Source organism: Nocardia sp. NPDC059195 (assembly GCF_042754695.1).
Lineage (GTDB): Bacteria > Actinomycetota > Actinomycetes > Mycobacteriales > Mycobacteriaceae > Nocardia.
This window is the reverse complement of record NZ_JBHZBG010000046.1, coordinates 16,126-32,388: the sequence shown is the minus strand read 5'-3', so window position 1 is coordinate 32,388 and position 16,263 is coordinate 16,126. Positions and strand designations below refer to the sequence as shown.

At 67.9% G+C, this 16,263-nt stretch carries 11 protein-coding genes; 5 read left to right on the top strand and 6 right to left on the bottom strand.

From position 1 onward, the window contains the following. Nucleotides 1-200 precede the first annotated feature (200 nt). A complete protein-coding gene (locus ACFXKN_RS32465; protein ID WP_378947863.1) occupies nucleotides 201-1,001 on the top strand; it encodes a methyltransferase domain-containing protein in 801 nt (266 codons plus the stop codon). On the opposite strand, the gene ACFXKN_RS32460 is transcribed toward ACFXKN_RS32465, so the two are convergent. Then, nucleotides 1,002-1,298: a hypothetical protein gene (locus ACFXKN_RS32460; protein ID WP_056823697.1), complete on the bottom strand. Its 297-nt coding sequence runs from the start codon at nucleotides 1,296-1,298 to the stop codon at nucleotides 1,002-1,004. Nucleotides 1,299-1,509: 211 nt separating this feature from the next. On the opposite strand from ACFXKN_RS32460, the gene ACFXKN_RS32455 reads away from it, so the two are divergent. Then, a complete protein-coding gene (locus ACFXKN_RS32455) occupies nucleotides 1,510-2,958 on the top strand; it encodes an aldehyde dehydrogenase (RefSeq protein ID WP_378947860.1) in 1,449 nt (482 codons plus the stop codon). Nucleotides 2,959-2,966: 8 nt separating this feature from the next. Here ACFXKN_RS32455 and ACFXKN_RS32450 read toward each other — a convergent pair whose 3' ends face one another. The 4 genes from ACFXKN_RS32450 to ACFXKN_RS32435 form a co-directional block, all read right to left on the bottom strand. Then, the gene (locus tag ACFXKN_RS32450) at nucleotides 2,967-3,146 is read right to left on the bottom strand and encodes a hypothetical protein (RefSeq protein ID WP_378947857.1); all 180 of its coding nucleotides are present in this window, start codon (nucleotides 3,144-3,146) and stop codon (nucleotides 2,967-2,969) included. Between the two features lie 237 nt (nucleotides 3,147-3,383). After that, nucleotides 3,384-5,213 carry a phosphoenolpyruvate carboxykinase (GTP) gene (locus ACFXKN_RS32445; protein WP_378947854.1) on the bottom strand — a complete coding sequence of 610 codons (1,830 nt, stop codon included), beginning with the start codon at nucleotides 5,211-5,213 and terminating at the stop codon, nucleotides 3,384-3,386. 249 nt (nucleotides 5,214-5,462) lie between these two features. Next, nucleotides 5,463-6,944 carry a hypothetical protein gene (locus ACFXKN_RS32440; RefSeq protein ID WP_378947851.1) on the bottom strand — a complete coding sequence of 494 codons (1,482 nt, stop codon included), beginning with the start codon at nucleotides 6,942-6,944 and terminating at the stop codon, nucleotides 5,463-5,465. After that, nucleotides 6,931-8,040 (bottom strand): hypothetical protein, encoded by a 1,110-nt coding sequence (locus ACFXKN_RS32435; RefSeq protein WP_378947848.1) that lies wholly within the window; start codon nucleotides 8,038-8,040, stop codon nucleotides 6,931-6,933. The genes ACFXKN_RS32440 and ACFXKN_RS32435 overlap by 14 nt, the downstream gene beginning before the upstream one ends. 133 nt (nucleotides 8,041-8,173) lie before the next feature. Here ACFXKN_RS32435 and trmB point away from each other — a divergent pair, with 133 nt between their 5' ends. From trmB to ACFXKN_RS32420, 3 genes are read left to right on the top strand one after another with little or no spacing between them, the layout of a single operon-like run. Then, nucleotides 8,174-8,977 carry a tRNA (guanosine(46)-N7)-methyltransferase TrmB gene (gene trmB, locus ACFXKN_RS32430; RefSeq protein ID WP_378947844.1) on the top strand — a complete coding sequence of 268 codons (804 nt, stop codon included), beginning with the start codon at nucleotides 8,174-8,176 and terminating at the stop codon, nucleotides 8,975-8,977. Then, a complete protein-coding gene (locus ACFXKN_RS32425; RefSeq protein WP_211300370.1) occupies nucleotides 8,974-9,690 on the top strand; it encodes an NYN domain-containing protein in 717 nt (238 codons plus the stop codon). The genes trmB and ACFXKN_RS32425 overlap by 4 nt, the downstream gene beginning before the upstream one ends. Further along, nucleotides 9,691-13,896 (top strand): MMPL family transporter, encoded by a 4,206-nt coding sequence (locus tag ACFXKN_RS32420; RefSeq protein ID WP_378947841.1) that lies wholly within the window; start codon nucleotides 9,691-9,693, stop codon nucleotides 13,894-13,896. It abuts the gene before it with no gap. A gap of 114 nt (nucleotides 13,897-14,010) precedes the next feature. Here ACFXKN_RS32420 and ACFXKN_RS32415 read toward each other — a convergent pair whose 3' ends face one another. Next, nucleotides 14,011-16,053, bottom strand: a complete 2,043-nt coding sequence (locus tag ACFXKN_RS32415; protein ID WP_378948237.1) for a DUF2339 domain-containing protein — start codon at nucleotides 16,051-16,053, stop codon at nucleotides 14,011-14,013. Nucleotides 16,054-16,263: the final 210 nt, after the last annotated feature.

The following is a 16,263-nucleotide window of genomic DNA, read 5'->3' as shown; positions in this document are numbered from 1 at the left end:
GCCGTTGCGTCCGCGGCACAGCCGCCAGCAACGGCGGCTAACTCGCGGCCCCCCGGGGCCGCGCTCGAGCGCGCCAGCGCTCCAAAAACACAGCCAGTGCATTCCCGGACTACCGCACCCATGAAATCTCGCCCTGAACCCGCCCACCGAACCTCCCACCACCCGCCGCGCACGACTGGTCTGCAAATACACTGCTGCCCGTGTCGACCGCCACCCAGCCGAGAACCGAGCAGCCCGTCGCGCGACGCGACCGATCCAGGTTCGCGCGCCGCGCCACCCTGCGCCGCTCGCTGCGCCTGCTCACCAGCTTCCGCTTCGAGCAGTCCGACCCGGCCCGCTTCTACGGCGGCATCGCCACCGACAGCGCCGAGCTGATCGGCGACTTCTACGCCGACATCACCGGCCGCGACCTCACCGGCACCGTGGTCCTCGACGTCGGCGGCGGCCCCGGCTACTTCGCCGACGAGTTCACCGCGGTGGGCGCGCGCTACGTGTCGGTGGAGCCGGACCCGTCGGAGATGCACGCGGCCGGGCTGCGGGTGTCGGGTTCGGTGCGCGGGTCGGGGATGGCATTGCCTTTCCGCGACAACGCCTTCGACGTCTGCTTCTCCTCCAACGTCGCCGAGCACGTGCCGCAGCCGTGGCTGATGGCGGACGAGATGGTGCGGGTGACCAAGCCCGGCGGCCTCATCGTGTACTCGTACACGGTGTGGCACGGACCTTTCGGTGGTCACGAAACCGGCCTGTGGCATTACCTCGGTGGCGAGTTCGCGGCCCGCCGATACCGGCGCAAGCACGGATACGAACCGAAGAACAGGTTCGGCCGATCACTGTTCGCGGTGACGGCGGCGGATGGGTTGCACTGGGCGGCAACGACTTCAGCTGACGTGCGGACTATTTTTCCGCGTTATCACCCGCGCTGGGCCTGGTGGCTCGTCCGAGTTCCGGTGATCCGTGAGCTACTGGTCAGCAACCTGGTAGTGGTGGCAACCAAAGCGTGATCACGCCAGCCAGCTCAAGCGCCGCGACCTCCGCATCGGCTCGGGCAACACCCTGACCCACGGCGATTCCTGAATCGCCAGGCCTACGGTCTCCAACGTGGTCAGGCCGACCTGATCAGCCAGCGCGCCTACCATCGCGACCGCCTCAGCGGCCTGGATAGCGGCAGTCGCCTGCTCGATCGTGAGCGTGCGGCCTGGCAGGAATGAGACAACCCATCCGCCACTACCCACACTTTTCGCTTGATGGTCGGTCTGGTCGCTGGTCATCAACGATCGGCCGATCACTTGCACAGCCATGAGTCGGTCTCCCCAATTCGCTGTTATGTCGGAATGAATCGAGCGAGCTGATCAGTAGCTAAAGCATCCCCTTTTCACCACCGGAACGCAATAGTGCGTTTCCCCGAAAAGCGAACCGACAGGTTGGAATTCGCGGTGTTCACAGTCGTTGCGCCGCAGCGAATTAGAACAGGTTGCAGACAATTCGCCCGCAAAACTGTAACGTGTTCTCATGCACTACGACAGTCTGTTCATCGGCGGGAAGTGGACCACCCCCGCCGGTAGTGACCGCATTTCTGTGGTCTCCCCGGCAACGGAGGAGACCGTAGGCAGCGTGCCCGCGGTAACGAACGCCGATGTCGACGCGGCCGTCGCCGCGGCGCGCGACGCGTTCGACAGCGGGCCGTGGCCATCGACGCCCCCACTGGAACGAGCCGAGGTACTCACCAAGGTTGCCCGGCTGATCGAGCAGCGTTCGCCGGAATTGGTCGCCGCGCTCACCGCGGAGATGGGCGCGCCTGCGTTAGCGGCCTTGACGTTCAACCAGATTCCCGCCGTCGCGGCTCTTGACGCGCTGGCCGAACTCGCGAAGACGTTCGCCTGGAACGAGACTCGGGTCGGCCTGTTCGGAACCTCGCGTGTCTCACGGGAACCGCGCGGTGTGGTTGCCGCGATCACCGCCTGGAATGTCCCGATGTTCCTCGCCGTGAACAAGCTCGGACCCGCGTTGCTGGCCGGCTGCACCGTGGTACTCAAGCCATCGCCGCTGACTCCGTTGTCGGCGAACCTCATCGCCGACATCTTCACCGAGGCGGGCCTGCCCGACGGCGTGCTCTCGGTGCTGCCCGCCGAAGCCGAGGCCAGCGAGTACCTCGCCGGGCACCCCGGCGTCGACAAGGTGACCTTCACCGGCAGCACTCCGGTCGGCCGGAAGCTGGCCGCGCTGGCCGGTGAGCAGCTCAAGACGGTTTCGCTGGAGCTCGGCGGCAAGTCGGCCGCGATCGTGCTGCCCGATGTCGACCTGGCCGCGAGCATTCCCGTGCTCGCGTTCTCCGGGCTGATGAACAGTGGGCAGGGCTGCGTCGCGCAGACGCGAATTCTCGCGCCGCGCAGTCGCTATGACGAGATCGTCGAGGCGTTGGTCGCGCACGTGAAGACCATGCAGACCGGCGACCCGACCGATCCTGCGACCGTGCTCGGCCCGCTGATCAGCGAAAAGCAGCGCGACCGCGTGGAGAGCTACATCGCCAAGGGCAAGGCCGAGGGCGCGCGACTGGTGCTCGGCGGCGGCAGGCCAGAGGGCGTCGATCGCGGCTGGTTCGTGGAGCCGACGATCTTCGCCGACGTCGACAACTCGAGCACGATCGCCCAGGAGGAGATCTTCGGCCCGGTGCTCTCGGTGATCCCGTACGAGACCGAGGACGAGGCCATCGCCATCGCCAACGACTCCGAATACGGTCTCGCCGGTTCGGTGTGGACCACCGATATCGAGCACGGCGTCGAGGTGGCGGCCCGGATCCGCACCGGCACCTTCGCGATCAACTGGTACGCCTTCGACCCGACCGCACCGTTCGGTGGCTACAAGAACTCGGGTATCGGCCGCGAGAACGGCCCGGAAGGCCTCGACGCGTTCTGCGAGCAGAAGTCCGTCCTCATGCCCATGGGGTGGACCGCCGAGTAGCCCTCTTCCTAGTTCTCCGGCATATGGACCCGGAGTACCGGCTGCGCGGCTACCTCACCCCGGGCAGGTAGGTCGACGACCTCGACCCGCCAGCCCGGGGGCAGGACCTGCTCCAGGCGGCCCGCCACGCGTTGCAGGGGCGTGCTCGAATAGGTGTCGGACTCGGATCCGGTCACCAGATCGGTCATGCGTCAAACCACCTCTCAGCGTCGATCTCGTCGTTGACCGCGTGGGCGGTACAGGAGTCTCGCAGGGGTTTCAGCTCGAGAGCGAATATAGGCGACATCACCGCTGACGCCACCAGCGACTCTCTGACACCGACAGATGTACCCAGAAAGAGTCCTAGGAAATCGTCCGACGAACTGTGGACGAACAGAACCGCCCGTACCGAAACGGTACGGGCGGTTCTGTTGTTTCGGGGGAGATCAGCCGAGGCGCTCCTTGAGTGCCTCGAACTCGTCACGCACGCCCGAGGGCAGCTTGTCGCCGACGAACTCGAACCACTCCTCGATCGACGGGATCTCCTTGCGCCACTCGTCGGCGTTCACCGCGAGCGCCTCGTCGACGTCGGCGGCGACCACGTCGAGGCCGTCCAGGTCGAGATCGGCAGCCGTCGGCACGTTGCCGACCGCGGTGGCAGTGGCGCCCGAGCGGCCCTCGATGCGGCCGACGATCCACTCCAGCACGCGGGAGTTCTCACCGAATCCGGGCCACAGGAAGCGGCCGTCGTCGCCACGACGGAACCAGTTGACGTAGAAGATCTTCGGCAGCTTGTTCGAGTCGGCGTTCTTACCGAGGTCGATCCAGTGGTTGAGGTAGTCGCCCACGTGGTAGCCGAGGAACGGCAGCATCGCCATCGGGTCGCGGCGCACGGTGCCGACCTTGCCCTCGGCGGCGGCGGTCTGCTCGGAGCCCATCGTGGCGCCCATGAACACGCCGTGCTCCCAGCCGAACGACTCGGTCACCAGCGGGACGGTGGTCTTGCGGCGACCGCCGAACAGGATGGCCGAGATCGGCACGCCCTGCGGGTCGTCCCACTCGGGCGCCAGGATCGGGCACTGCGACATCGGGGTGCAGTAGCGCGAGTTCGGGTGCGCGGCGTGACCCTCGGACTCGGGGGTCCAGTCGTTGCCCTTCCAGTCGATCAGGTGCTGCGGGTCGCCTTCGAGACCCTCCCACCACACATCGTTGTCGTCGGTCAGGGCGACGTTGGTGTAGACGGTGTTGCCCGCGTCGATGGTGGCCATCGCGTTGGGGTTGGAGCTGTTGTTGGTGCCCGGCGCGACGCCGAAGAAGCCGAACTCCGGGTTCACGGCGTAGAGCTGACCGTCCTTGCCGAAACGCATCCAGGCGATGTCGTCGCCCAGGGTCTCCGCGCGCCAGCCGGGGATGGTCGGCTGGATCATCGCGAGGTTGGTCTTGCCACAGGCGCTCGGGAACGCGGCGGCGACGTAGTAGTTCTTGTTCTCGGGCGAGATCAGCTTGAGGATCAGCATGTGCTCGGCCAGCCAGCCCTCGTCGTGGGCCATCGCCGAGGCGATGCGCAGCGAGTAGCACTTCTTGCCGAGCAGCGCGTTGCCGCCGTAGCCCGAACCGAAGGACCAGATCTCGCGGTCCTCGGGGAAGTGGGTGATGTACTTGGTGTCGCTGCACGGCCACGGCACGTCGGCCTGGCCATCGGCGAGCGGCGCGCCGACGGAGTGCAGCGCCTTCACGAACGGGCGGTCGGTGCCCAGCTTGTCCAGCGCGGCGGCACCCATGCGGGTCATCACGCGCATCGAGACGACCACGTACTCGGAGTCGGTGATCTCCACGCCCAGCTTGGGGTCCTCGGCGCCGAGCGGGCCCATGCAGAACGGCACCACGTACATGGTGCGGCCCTTCATCGAGCCGCGGTACAGCTCGGTCATGGTGGCGCGCATCTCGGCGGGGTCGACCCAGTTGTTGGTCGGACCGGCTTCGGCCTCGGTGGCCGAACAGATGTAGGTGCGCGATTCGACGCGGGCCACATCGGAGGGATCGGACAGCGCGAGGAAGGAGTTGGGCTTCTTCTTCTCGTCGAGCTGCTTGAAGGTGCCTGCCTCGACCAGCTGGGTGGTCAGGCGATCCCATTCCGCGTCGGAGCCGTCGGCCCAGACCACGCGAGCGGGCTGGGTGAGCTCTGCGACTTCCTGTACCCAGGCGAGCAGTTCACTGTGCTCGGTCGGCGCCTTGCCGTCGGATCCACGAAGACCAGGAATGGTCGCTGAGGTCATGAAAACTCTCCTGAGATGGGCGGTTGTTCGATCCATCGATCGCCACCTGGGCGGGTAAGGCGTCCGCAGTGACCAACCGTCGCACAACCCCGATAGACGGCTGAGGAAGGCCGTACACGGACGGTGGCCGCGCATCGACTGGCAAGAGCGGACGCCCAGGTTCCTGCCTCAAGGTTAACGCGATATGACGACCGATACGGCATCGGGCTCCCTAACAGGTACCCACAGGTGTATCGGTCAATCCCACGGTCACAGTTGATCGAGCGTGGCGATGTCACGCTCGCACGCGATCAGCTGCGCGGGACGCTCCGCGACGAGCCTGCGCGCGAGCGCGTCGAGCTCGGTGACACGCCGGTCCACGGCCACCGCCCGCGCGGTCGATTCCCGCACCACGTGCTCGGCCAGCTCAGCCTCGATGTCAACGAGCACCCCGGCGACACGCTGTTCGAGCTGGGCTTTGATATTCACCAGCGCCTCGGAGACCCACTGGGCCAGGTGATTGCGTTCGGCGAGCTGGCCGCGGGCGCGCACGACCCAGGCGGCCGCGCCCGCGCCGAGCAGCAGCGTCACCGGGACGCTCGCCACGTCGAGCGTCGGGACCAGCGACAGCGGCGCCACGATCAACCGGCCGAGGCCGACACCAGCCGACGCGCCGAGCGCGATCATGAGGTGATCTTCGACACCACGATGTCTCTTGTCCGGATCGGGGCCGACCCGCGGGGCCGGATCTCGGCGACGGGTGGTCGGCGCGGCGGTGCCGATCCGGCGGGCAGCCTCGATCACCCGCTCGTCGATCACGGCGTCGACCGCGACCGACAGTTCACCCGCTGCCTGCTGCAGGCGCTGCGGGTAGGCGCGCAGTTCGGCGCGGTCACAACGGTCGAGCTCGGCGCGGGAACGGGCGTGCAGCGCCCGCACCATCGCGCCGATCTCGGTGGTCAGATCGACGCGGGCGAGCTGGATCTGGCTGCGCACGGCGGCGAGGCCGCTCTGGCGGCCGCCGTCGCGCTCGGCGACCAATCCGATGCGTTCCTCTCTGATTCTGGCGGTGTCGGTGCCAGAGCGCAGAGCGGTGATCTGCTCGTCGATCCTGGTCCTGGTGTCCGCGAGCACGCGGGTACGGACGGCGGTTCGGCGCTTGGCACCATCGGAGGGGCCCCTGGCGGTAGCCGCGGTGAGGATCGCGTGCAGGCCGGCCACGCCGGAGCGGTCGAGCAGGGCGGAGTCGTCGGCGTTGCGGGCCGCCACCGCCATGCGGGCCGAGACGGCGACGATGTCGAGATCGGTGATGCCACGGGCGGCGAGCAGGTCGAGGTTGCGGCTGCGGGTCACGCGCCAGTACTGATAGGCGTGAAAGCCGTTCATGGCGAGCAGGATTCGCAGGTCGGCGGCGCGGAGGCGGTCGATCAGGGCGAACATGTCGGCGCCGAGGACACTGCCCGCGTCGAAGAGGATCAGGGCAGCGGCCGGGTGGTTTTCGGGGGTGAGCGCGGCCGGGTCGGTCAGCTCGATACGGGGTTCGAAGCGAGCGAGTTCGGTGCGAAGGAGCGTGGTGTTGGCGTCGTCGGGTGCGTAGAAGGTGATGCTGGTGCCCTCGCCCGCCTCGGCCATCGCCCGCAGCAGCGCGCCACCCTGTGGGTTCCACCGGTCGATCACCGCGTCCACCGCCGAGGGCAGGGCGGCCGGATCGTCGGGCGATCCTTGATCGGGCGGGACCTCAGAGGCCTGCACTGGACATCCGCTCCCAGGCTCTGACATAGCCGTTGTGGACGCGCAGCGCGGCGCGCCGGGCGGCGGGGGGCATGTCGCTGGACACGACGGCACGCCAGCGGGTGGCGCGGGCGAGCGCTTCGTCGGCGTCGCCGGGCGCGGGTGACGGGTAGCCGGCGGCCAGGTGCGATACCTGCGGGCAGGCCAATCCGGCGCACAATCCGGCCCAGAGCGCTTCGTCACCGGCGAGATAGTGCTCGATCAGCTCGCGGGCGCGGCCACCGTCGCCGGGGACCGCGCGGGCGGCCAGCCGGGTCAGCTCGTCGAGCAGTTCGCCGCCACGCACCGCTTCCACCTGCTCATACCGGCGGTGGACCAGCTTGTGCAGCGGATCGATCCCGCTCGCGGAGTGCAGGATCTGGATGATCGCCGACGCGGGCAGATCGGGGTCGGCGCGCAGGGCCGACAGCGCGCAGTCCACGCCGTAGAGATCCCAGTTGGCGATCAGTCGCCTGCGCGCCTCCTGGTCGGAGCCGCTGCCGATGAACAGATCGGCCGCCAGCACCGAGGGCACATCAGGCCCGACCGCGAGCCTGCGCAGGTCGCTCAGATCGTCGGCGCCAACCGCTCCCGCCCTGGTCCGGGCGGCGACCGAGGCGACGATCGGCACGATCGGCAGCTGCAGTTCCTGCGCGTGCCGCTGCGCGGCGGCCACGGCCTCGCCCCAGCGCGCGCCCACCGCGTCGGCCTTGTTGAGCACCACCACACCACGACCCGGCGGCACGGTGGCGAGCAGGCGATAGTCGGCGGCCTGCGGCGCACCGGCCAGTACATAGATGACCAGATCGCCGTCGAGCACCGGGTCGGGCAGCTCGGGTTGATCGACCGGCGCGGTCTCCTGCGCCGACAACAACGCCAGCGCGGCCAGCACGGTGGTCCGCCCGCTGAGCGCGCGCCCCGTGATCTGGATGTGCAGCGGACGACGACGGCGCGCGGCAGCGTCCGCGAGCTGTTCGGCGATCCCCGGATCACCCCCGCGACCTGCACTGAGAACCGCGATCAGCTCGTCGAGCTGGTCCGCGGGCCGTGTCTGTGCGAATTCGGTGACTGTCGGCATTGCGCACACCCCCTTTTCGGAGGGCATTGTGTCAGATCCGCGCCGAGCCGGGGCCGGGCGAACCTTCTGCCGACCTGGGCGGATCAGCGGTCGCACGAACTCGCCTGCGACGCAACTGCGCGCATGCTGGACAATGGTCGACGTGAACGACGCCGCCGACCACGCCGAGCCGACCAGCCACAAGCTGTCGGAGATGCCGAACGACGCGGGCCGACGCTCGCTCACCGGCTCCCGGCTGTACCCGCGCGTCACGAGCTTCCGCACGCGGCGGGGCGCGCTGACGCCGAACCAGCAGGCCTCATGGGACCAGACGTGGCCGGTGATCGGGCGCAATGTGTCCAACGATCCCGTCGATGCCGACGCCTGGTTCGGGCGCGAGGCGCCCCTGGTGATCGAGATCGGCACCGGCACCGGCACCGCGACGGCCGCCATGGCCAAGGCCGAACCGCACCTGAATCTGATCGGCATCGAGGTGTATCAGCCGGGTCTGGCCCAGCTGGTTCAGCAGATCGAGCGCGAACAGATCGAGAACATCCGATTGCTGCGCGGCGACGCCGTCGACGTACTCGAGAACATGGTTGCCCCGGAGTCGCTGATCGGCGTTCGGGTGTTCTTCCCCGACCCGTGGCCGAAGGCCCGCCACCACAAGCGCAGGCTGCTCCAGGCGCCGACCTTCGCCCTGATCGCCAGCAGACTCAAGCCGGGCGGCGTGCTACACGTGGCCACCGACCACGCGGATTACGCCGAGCATATTCTCGAAGTAGGCTCCAAGGAACCGCTGTTCACCGGCCTGAACGACACCACCGGTGGCGACAGCGCCGCCAACCGCACTACCGCGCCGATCGGCTTCGAACGGCCCGTCACCAAGTTCGAAGGCAAAGGCCTACGCGCCGGTAGCGCCATCAACGAGTTCATATGGGGGAAGATCGACAGATGAGCGTGAGTGAGATCGCCCCCGAGATGCCGGTGCCCGCCCAGGCAGGCTCCGGTTCCGAGGCGTTGAGCGGTTCCGATGTTCGACGTGTCCTGTTGGTCTGGGACGCGCCGAACCTCGACATGGGGCTCGGCGCCATCCTCGGTGGACGTCCCACCGCCGCCTATCGCCCCCGTTTCGACGCGCTCGGCCGCTGGTTGCTTGCCCGCACCGCTGAGATCTCGGTCGCCTCCAAGGGACGCATCGAGGCCGAGGCCACCGTCTTCACCAATATCGCGCCCGGCACCGCCGACGTGGTCCGCCCCTGGGTGGAAGCGCTGCGCAACGTCGGTTTCGCGGTGTTCGCCAAGCCCAAGATCGACGAAGACTCCGATGTCGATGCCGACATGCTCGCGCACATCGCGGCCCGTCAACGCGACGGTGGGTTAGCCGGAATCATGGTCGCCTCGGCCGACGGTCAGGCGTTCCGTGAACCACTGGAGGCCATCGCGGCCAAGGGAATCCCAGCTCAGGTACTCGGATTCCGTGAGCACGCGAGTTGGGCCGTCACTTCGGATACCCTCGGGTTCGTCGACCTCGAGGACATCCCGGGAGTATTCCGGGAACCGCTGCCGCGGGTGAGTCTCGAGTCGCTGCCCGACGAGGGTGCCTGGCTGCAGCCTTTCCGGCCGCTGTCGGCACTACTCACTTCTCGCCCTGGTCAAGGAGTCGCTTAAGTGTTCACCCGCTGGGGCGATCTGGTCTATCGGTTCCGCTTCGCCGTCATCGTTGTTGTCGGTGGGGCGATGTTGGCGCTGGGTGCCTACGGCATGGGGCTCGGCCCTCGGCTATCTCAGAGCGGCTGGTTCGATCCGGGCTCGGAGTCGGTGCAGGGTGCGCAGATCGCCGACGGGTCCTATGGGCGCGACCACCAGGCCGACGTGATCGTCATGTACAACGCCCCAGAGGGCAAAACAGTCGATGATCCGGAGTTCGCGCAGAAGGTCGTCGGCAGCCTGACGACGCTCCTGGCCGAACATCCCGATCAGATCGGCAAGATCAACGGCGCCTATTGGAAGGTGGGCGACGCGCCCGCCGTGCCGTCGGCGTTCGGGTCAAAGGACAAAAAGCACGCGTTCGCCTCCATCGCGATCGCCGGTGACAACGACACGGTCATGATGGCCAATTACCGTGCCGTGCAAGGCGTCTTCGACATTCCCGGCGTCGATGTCGAGGTCTCGGGCCTGCAGCCCATCGCGGTCACCCTGACCGACACCATGGACCACGACGTCAAGCGGATGGAAGTGCTGGCCCTCCCCGCGGTGGCGATCCTGCTGTTCTTCATCTTCGGCGGCATCGTCGCTGCCGCGTTGCCGCTGATCATCGGCGGTTTGACGGTCATCGGCGCCACCGGCATCGTCATGGTGTTGACCAACTTCGTCGAAGTCAACTTCTTCGTCACCGCTGTCGTCTCGATGATCGGTCTCGGCCTCGCGATCGACTACGGCCTGTTCATCGTCAGCCGCTTCCGTGAGGAATTAGCCGAGGGCTACTCCACGCGCGCCGCCGTCCGGCGATCGGTGATGACCGCTGGACGAACAGTGGTGTTCTCCGCGACGATGATCATCGCCAGCATCGGCGGCATCCTGATCTTCCCGCAAGGATTCCTGCGCTCGGTCGCCTACGGCACTCTCGCCGCCGTCTCGCTGGCGGCACTGACCGCGGTCACGATCCTGCCCGCGATGCTGAGCATCCTAGGCCCGCGCGTCGACATGCTCGGTCTCAAGTGGTTCCGCAAGACCAAGACCGCCGAGCAGGTCGAGAACGGCTTCTGGGGCAACACGACCCGCTGGGTCATGCGGCACCCACTCAAGATCGCCATCCCGATCACCATCGGTCTGCTGTTGCTGATCATCCCGGTCAAGGATCTGGCGTTCGGTGGCATCAACGAGAAGTACCTCCCGCCGGACAACGAGACTCGTTCCGCGCTCGAGCACTTCTATGAGGTCTTCCCACTGAAGAAGACCGACCCGATCCAGCTGGTCTTCGTCTCGGACAACACCAATGCGATCGGCAAGGTCTGGAAGGAAGCCAACCAGGCTCCCGGACTGGTCGGCCCGTTCGAAGTGCCGGTCAAGTCGCCGACCAACCCCGAGGTGTTCCGCACCTCGGCGACCCTGGTCGATCCCACCAACAACGCCGAACCGACCATCGACTACCTGCGCGCGATCGAAATACCCGACGGCGTCACGATGTATGTCACCGGTCAGCCCGCACTCATGGCCGACAGCATCGACACGCTGCTGGAACTGATGCCGTGGATGATCCTGATCGTCCTGGTCACCACCACGATCCTGATGTTCCTGACGTTCGGTTCGCTGGTACTGCCGATCAAGGCCGCGTTGATGAGCGCGCTCGGTCTCGGGTCGACGCTGGGCATCCTCACGTGGATCTTTGTCGACGGCAACGGCGCAACCCTCCTGAACTTCACGCCACAGCCGATCAGCGCACCGGTCTTGATGCTGATCATCGCGATCATCTACGGCTTGTCGACCGACTATGAGGTCTTCCTGCTCTCCCGCATGGTGGAAGCACGGGCCCAAGGTGCGTCGACCACCGAAGCCGTGCGGATCGGCACCGCCCAGACCGGCCGCATCATCACCGCCGCCGCCCTGATCCTGCTTGTGGTGACCGGCGCGTTCGCATTCTCCGACATGGTGATGATGCAGTACATCGCCTACGGCATGATCGCGGCGCTGTTCATCGATGCCACCATCCTGCGCATGCTGCTGGTCCCCGCGATCATGAAGCTGCTCGGCGACGACTGCTGGTGGGCGCCGAAGTGGATGAAGCGCATCCAGGAGAAGATCGGCCTCGGCGAACCCATCCTCGACGACGAGCGCCCGGAACACGGTGGCGTGGTCGACCTGGTGAAGACCACCCCGATCACCGACCCGCCGACCATGCAGATGACGGTGGTCCCCGACTCCAAGCTGGCCCGAACCCCCCGCAGGCCGCGCACGGTCGCCGAGATCGAGGCCGAGGCCCCGACCCAGCGCATCGACAAGATCACCGATGCCGAATCCGCCGAGCCCGCACGTGCGCGCCAGCCGATGTCACCCGATCCGACGCGCCCGCGCGCCTCGATGTTGTCCTCGGGTGAGCCGACGCGGGAATTGCCGGTGGTCAAGCCGGGTACACCCGCGAAAGCCGATCAGGAAGACGCGGCGAAGCAGGAGGACTCCGGTCTCGACCTGCCGGAGTACGTGTCCGGCGAGCCGACCCAGGTTCTCCCGATCATGAAGCCGAATACTCCGGATCCCACTCAGGGACACGGTGATTCGACCCCCGATACGTCCGCGGACGAAGACCGTGGTTATTCGGGGCCGAGCTTCGGCACGCCCCCCGCACCCCTCACCGACCTCGGCGATCCCGAAACCGGTCCCGGCGGCGCCACTCGCCCCACCAACGGGCTGGGCCCAACGAACCGCACCGCCGATTCGCCCAGCGGCAGCTCATCGTTCGGCGACACCGGCGCGCCAAGCGAAACCGGCGTCACCGGACCGAGCTTCGGCCACGATTCCCGCTTCGGATCCGCCGACACCAGTTCGCCGGACGCCGACTTCGGTGTCGCCGAAACCCCCAGTGGTCCTTCGATTTCCCGGCCTCCGGTCGACAGTGGGTCCGGCCTCGATCTGCCCGGCATCGTCACCGGCGTCGCGCCGCGTGGCTCCGCGCGGGTGCAGCCGCCCACGGGGTACACACCCGGGGTGATCGGCGAGACGCCGCCGGCACCTCGGGTGTCGACGCCCAACGAGACCGGCGATGGCGCCGGATTCGGTACGCCCCCAGCGGATTTGCCGCCACGGCCGAGTATCGTCCCCCCGGCCAGGCCGAGCATGGTGACCCCGCCTGCCCGCGGGATCGTGCCACCGGCGGCACCGAGGATGGTCAATACGCCGCCGCCGAGTGCGGCGACACCGGCACCGCGCGCGGGCGACACCCCGTCGAGTGGAGCCTTCAACGGATTCAGCCCTGTGACCGCGTCGAATCTCAGGCCGGTTGCGCCCGACTCTCCTGCACCCGATTCGGGCACCCCGGCCGAGCCGAGCCATCCGTCCGGCCAAGCCGATCCCACAGTGCGCGATACGGATTCGAGCCCGCAGGGATTCGAGTCACCGAGCCATGACCTCTCGGCGGCGCCCGGCACGCATCGTGCCGAGTCCTACCCTGGCAGTGCGGATCGCGCGCAGACGCCACCCGATTCGCCGATCCCGCCGCAGAGCGTTTTCGGCACTGCGGTGCCCGTCGAACCGCAGCCGAGCACCCCGTGGAACAACGGCATGACGGGCCCCGGCACGCCACGCGGTTTCAACACGCCCGACCAGGACAGCGGACCGCGGTTCTCGCCGGTCACGCCCTCCTCGGCGGACAACGCACGTCCCGCCGTCGATCACCCGGCCGATTTCTCCGACGCGTCGAATCCATCCGGTGCCCAGCCGGATTCGACTCGCCCGGCAGGCGTGGTGCGTCCGCAGGTGGCGCCACCGGGATTCACCGAGGTCGAGCGCGACACTGCGCCTTCGCCCCGGCAGCCGGATTCACTGGCAACACCGCGTCGGGAAGCTGCCGACGGGGTACCGACCGACCAGGCCGGTACCCCGGGTCAGTGGCAGGCGCCTTCCGGTTTCACCGCCGTCCCGACCCCCGCCGCCTCGCCCTCGGAGCCTGCCGAATCGGCCCCGTCGGCCTCGGTCGAAACCGATTCCACCGCACCGGAATCCGGCGAACCCCAGGCGGATACCCGCAATGAGATCGAGAACTGGATGGCTCAGTTGCGCTCGTCTCGCCGCGGTACACCTGCGGACGAGGGTCGCCATTCCGGCAACGAGGGCCGGACTGTCAGCGTGAACGAGCTTCTGCGTCGACGCGAGGACGACTGAGAGTTCGGGAGCATCGGGTTTCGCCGGTGGACGGATGTTGTCCCGGCCCAGGCTGTGCACGGAGTTCAGTAGCGTGCACATCAGGTTTGCGGGCCGGGTCGGGTTTGCGGTTTCTCAAGGGGTCTGACGCGGGGGTGTGGCGTCGGCGAAGGCGCGGGCGTAGCGGGTTCCGGTGAGTAGCAACAGGATTCCGACCGCCAGGAAGGCCGTGACGCGGATCAGGCCGGACAGGGTCGCGAGGTCGAATAGGAACAGTTTCGCCAGTGCGGCCGCCGCGACCAGCAGGCCGGAGACCAGGCAGACTTTCGCGACTGCGGGCGAACTCGACAGTCGGCGCAGACCGTAGAACAGCGAGCCGGTCGCCGCGACCATCCACACGATGGTCGCCAGGCTGTGGCCGATAATGAAACCGTCCGCGCCGCCTAGGGACACGCCGAGCGACACCGCAGCGACCAGCACGGAGTACAGCCCGGCGATGCTCACCGTGATCCATACACCGGTGACAAGCGCGGGATCGTCGCACCGTCGCAATCGCGGCACAGTCCACGCCACCATCGCCGCCACGCCAAGCCCGACCACGGCGGCCACCGCCGTCGAGACATCGAGTTTGTCGTCGGCAAGTCGTTGCAGTGCAAGCGTTTCCGGTGTGGCGATCGCCAGCATCACCAGCCCGCCAAGCAATGCGAAGGCGATTCCGAGCCCAGCGGCCACCCGCGTGCGAGTCGCCGCGGCAACCGCGAGAAACGCGAGGCCCACTGCGAACAACAGAGTCGGGAGCAGTCGAGGGTGACCGCCCGCTGCGATGGTGCAGGTCTGCAACAGAGCGACGGCTCCGGTCAATCCCGCCACCAGCGCTGTGTGCCGCGCAATCCGCAACGGTCCGGCAAGCCCTGAACCTACGGGACCCGGAACTACCGCGGCACGCGCGGGGCCGGGAACTGTCGCGGCATTCGCGGGACCGGGAACTGTCGCGGCATTCGCGGGACCGGGAACTGTCGCGGCATTCGCGGGACCGGGAACTGTCGCGGCATTCGCGGCGCCCGCCGGCGACTGCGCGTGCCTATGGATCTCAGCCGAAAGACGCGGCATCAGCGCGGTGGCCGCGAGGCCGAGCAGCACAGTGGCCAGCACCGCGGTGATCGAAGCGCTCACCACGCGGTCGAACAGCACGGCGGCGGCGAGCACCGGCAGCGCGGTCAGCGCGAGCGTGATGCTCGCGGTGATGTCGCCTGACCTGCGCCGCACCGCGAGCAGCGCACCTACCAGCCCAACCACCGCACACGCGATCGCCGCAACCAGCAGCCCTTGTCGCTGCTGCGCCTCCGAGCCGGAGATCGCCCCCTCGATCCCGCTGAGTACCACCATCCCCAGCACGGCGAGCACCACCGGCAAGGTGCGCGCCACGTGCAGCACCGGCCAATCCCTGCGCATCTGCACCGGAACCCCCGCGGCCTGCAACACCACCAAGAACCCGAGCAACATCAATTCGGTGGTCAACGCCGGTGACAACACCGCCGCTCCCAACACCACCCCCACCGCCAACGGCTGAGACTGCCACCGCACCGCGATCCCCACCCCGGCCAACGCCACCACAAGTGCCACCGCGAGCCCGACTCCACCTGGAATCCACCGGTAATACCCGGTGACCGCGACAACATCCAGATACAACCCGGCAATACCGGTGGCCACCAAGGCAATTCCACCAACGCGACCACCCGGCCGCCCGAATACCCGCCAGCCGAGTCCAACCAACACCACCGACAGTCCAGCTCCGGCAACAACTCTCGCCCCCGGACCGAAGAACCCCGCCTGCGCGGCCAACACCAAAAGCATCAACACCCCGACCAAGGTCACCCCGACCCCGGCCACCGCCAGCACCCGAGAAATCACCCCTTCCCGCTGCCACCACGGCACCCGAGCCTCCCGCGTCGGCCCAACTTGCCCGCCACGCCCCGCAACCCACCCCGCAGCACCAGGCCGGGTCGCCTGCCCTACCTGCCCGTACGGCACTGCACGCCCAGCATGCGGCCGAGTCGGACCCATCCAATTCGTCGGGACCCCTCCCGACCCGTACGGCGCAGCACGGCCACCGTGCGTCCCGGCCGGACCCACCCAATTCGCAGGCACTCCACTCGGCGCGTACGGCGCGGCACCCATCGGCACGCCGTGCCGCACACCCGCCTGCCATTCCGCCGGGCCACCAGCCGGACCTACATACCCAGGAGCCGCACCCGGAACTGCCTGTCTCGCAACACTGTGCGCGCCGCCAGCATCGTGGGCCGCACCCGCGACAGGCGACACCTCCGCCCGCAGCTGCGCGGACAGCACGTCCAGATCGCCCCCCAGCTGCCCCATACGGGCGCCGAG

What these genes read in the sequence shown, in the direction of transcription:
- ACFXKN_RS32460 (WP_056823697.1), bottom strand. Translation starts at nt 1,298, where the DNA reads ATGGCTGTGCAAGTGATCGGCCGATCGTTGATGACCAGCGACCAGACC.
- ACFXKN_RS32455 (WP_378947860.1), top strand. Translation starts at nt 1,510, where the DNA reads ATGCACTACGACAGTCTGTTCATCGGCGGGAAGTGGACCACCCCCGCC.
- ACFXKN_RS32450 (WP_378947857.1), bottom strand. Translation starts at nt 3,146, where the DNA reads ATGACCGATCTGGTGACCGGATCCGAGTCCGACACCTATTCGAGCACG.
- ACFXKN_RS32445 (WP_378947854.1), bottom strand. Translation starts at nt 5,213, where the DNA reads ATGACCTCAGCGACCATTCCTGGTCTTCGTGGATCCGACGGCAAGGCG.
- ACFXKN_RS32435 (WP_378947848.1), bottom strand. Translation starts at nt 8,040, where the DNA reads ATGCCGACAGTCACCGAATTCGCACAGACACGGCCCGCGGACCAGCTC.
- trmB (WP_378947844.1), top strand. Translation starts at nt 8,174, where the DNA reads ATGGTCGACGTGAACGACGCCGCCGACCACGCCGAGCCGACCAGCCAC.
- ACFXKN_RS32425 (WP_211300370.1), top strand. Translation starts at nt 8,974, where the DNA reads ATGAGCGTGAGTGAGATCGCCCCCGAGATGCCGGTGCCCGCCCAGGCA.
- ACFXKN_RS32415 (WP_378948237.1), bottom strand. Translation starts at nt 16,053, where the DNA reads ATGGGTGCCGCGCCGTACGCGCCGAGTGGAGTGCCTGCGAATTGGGTG.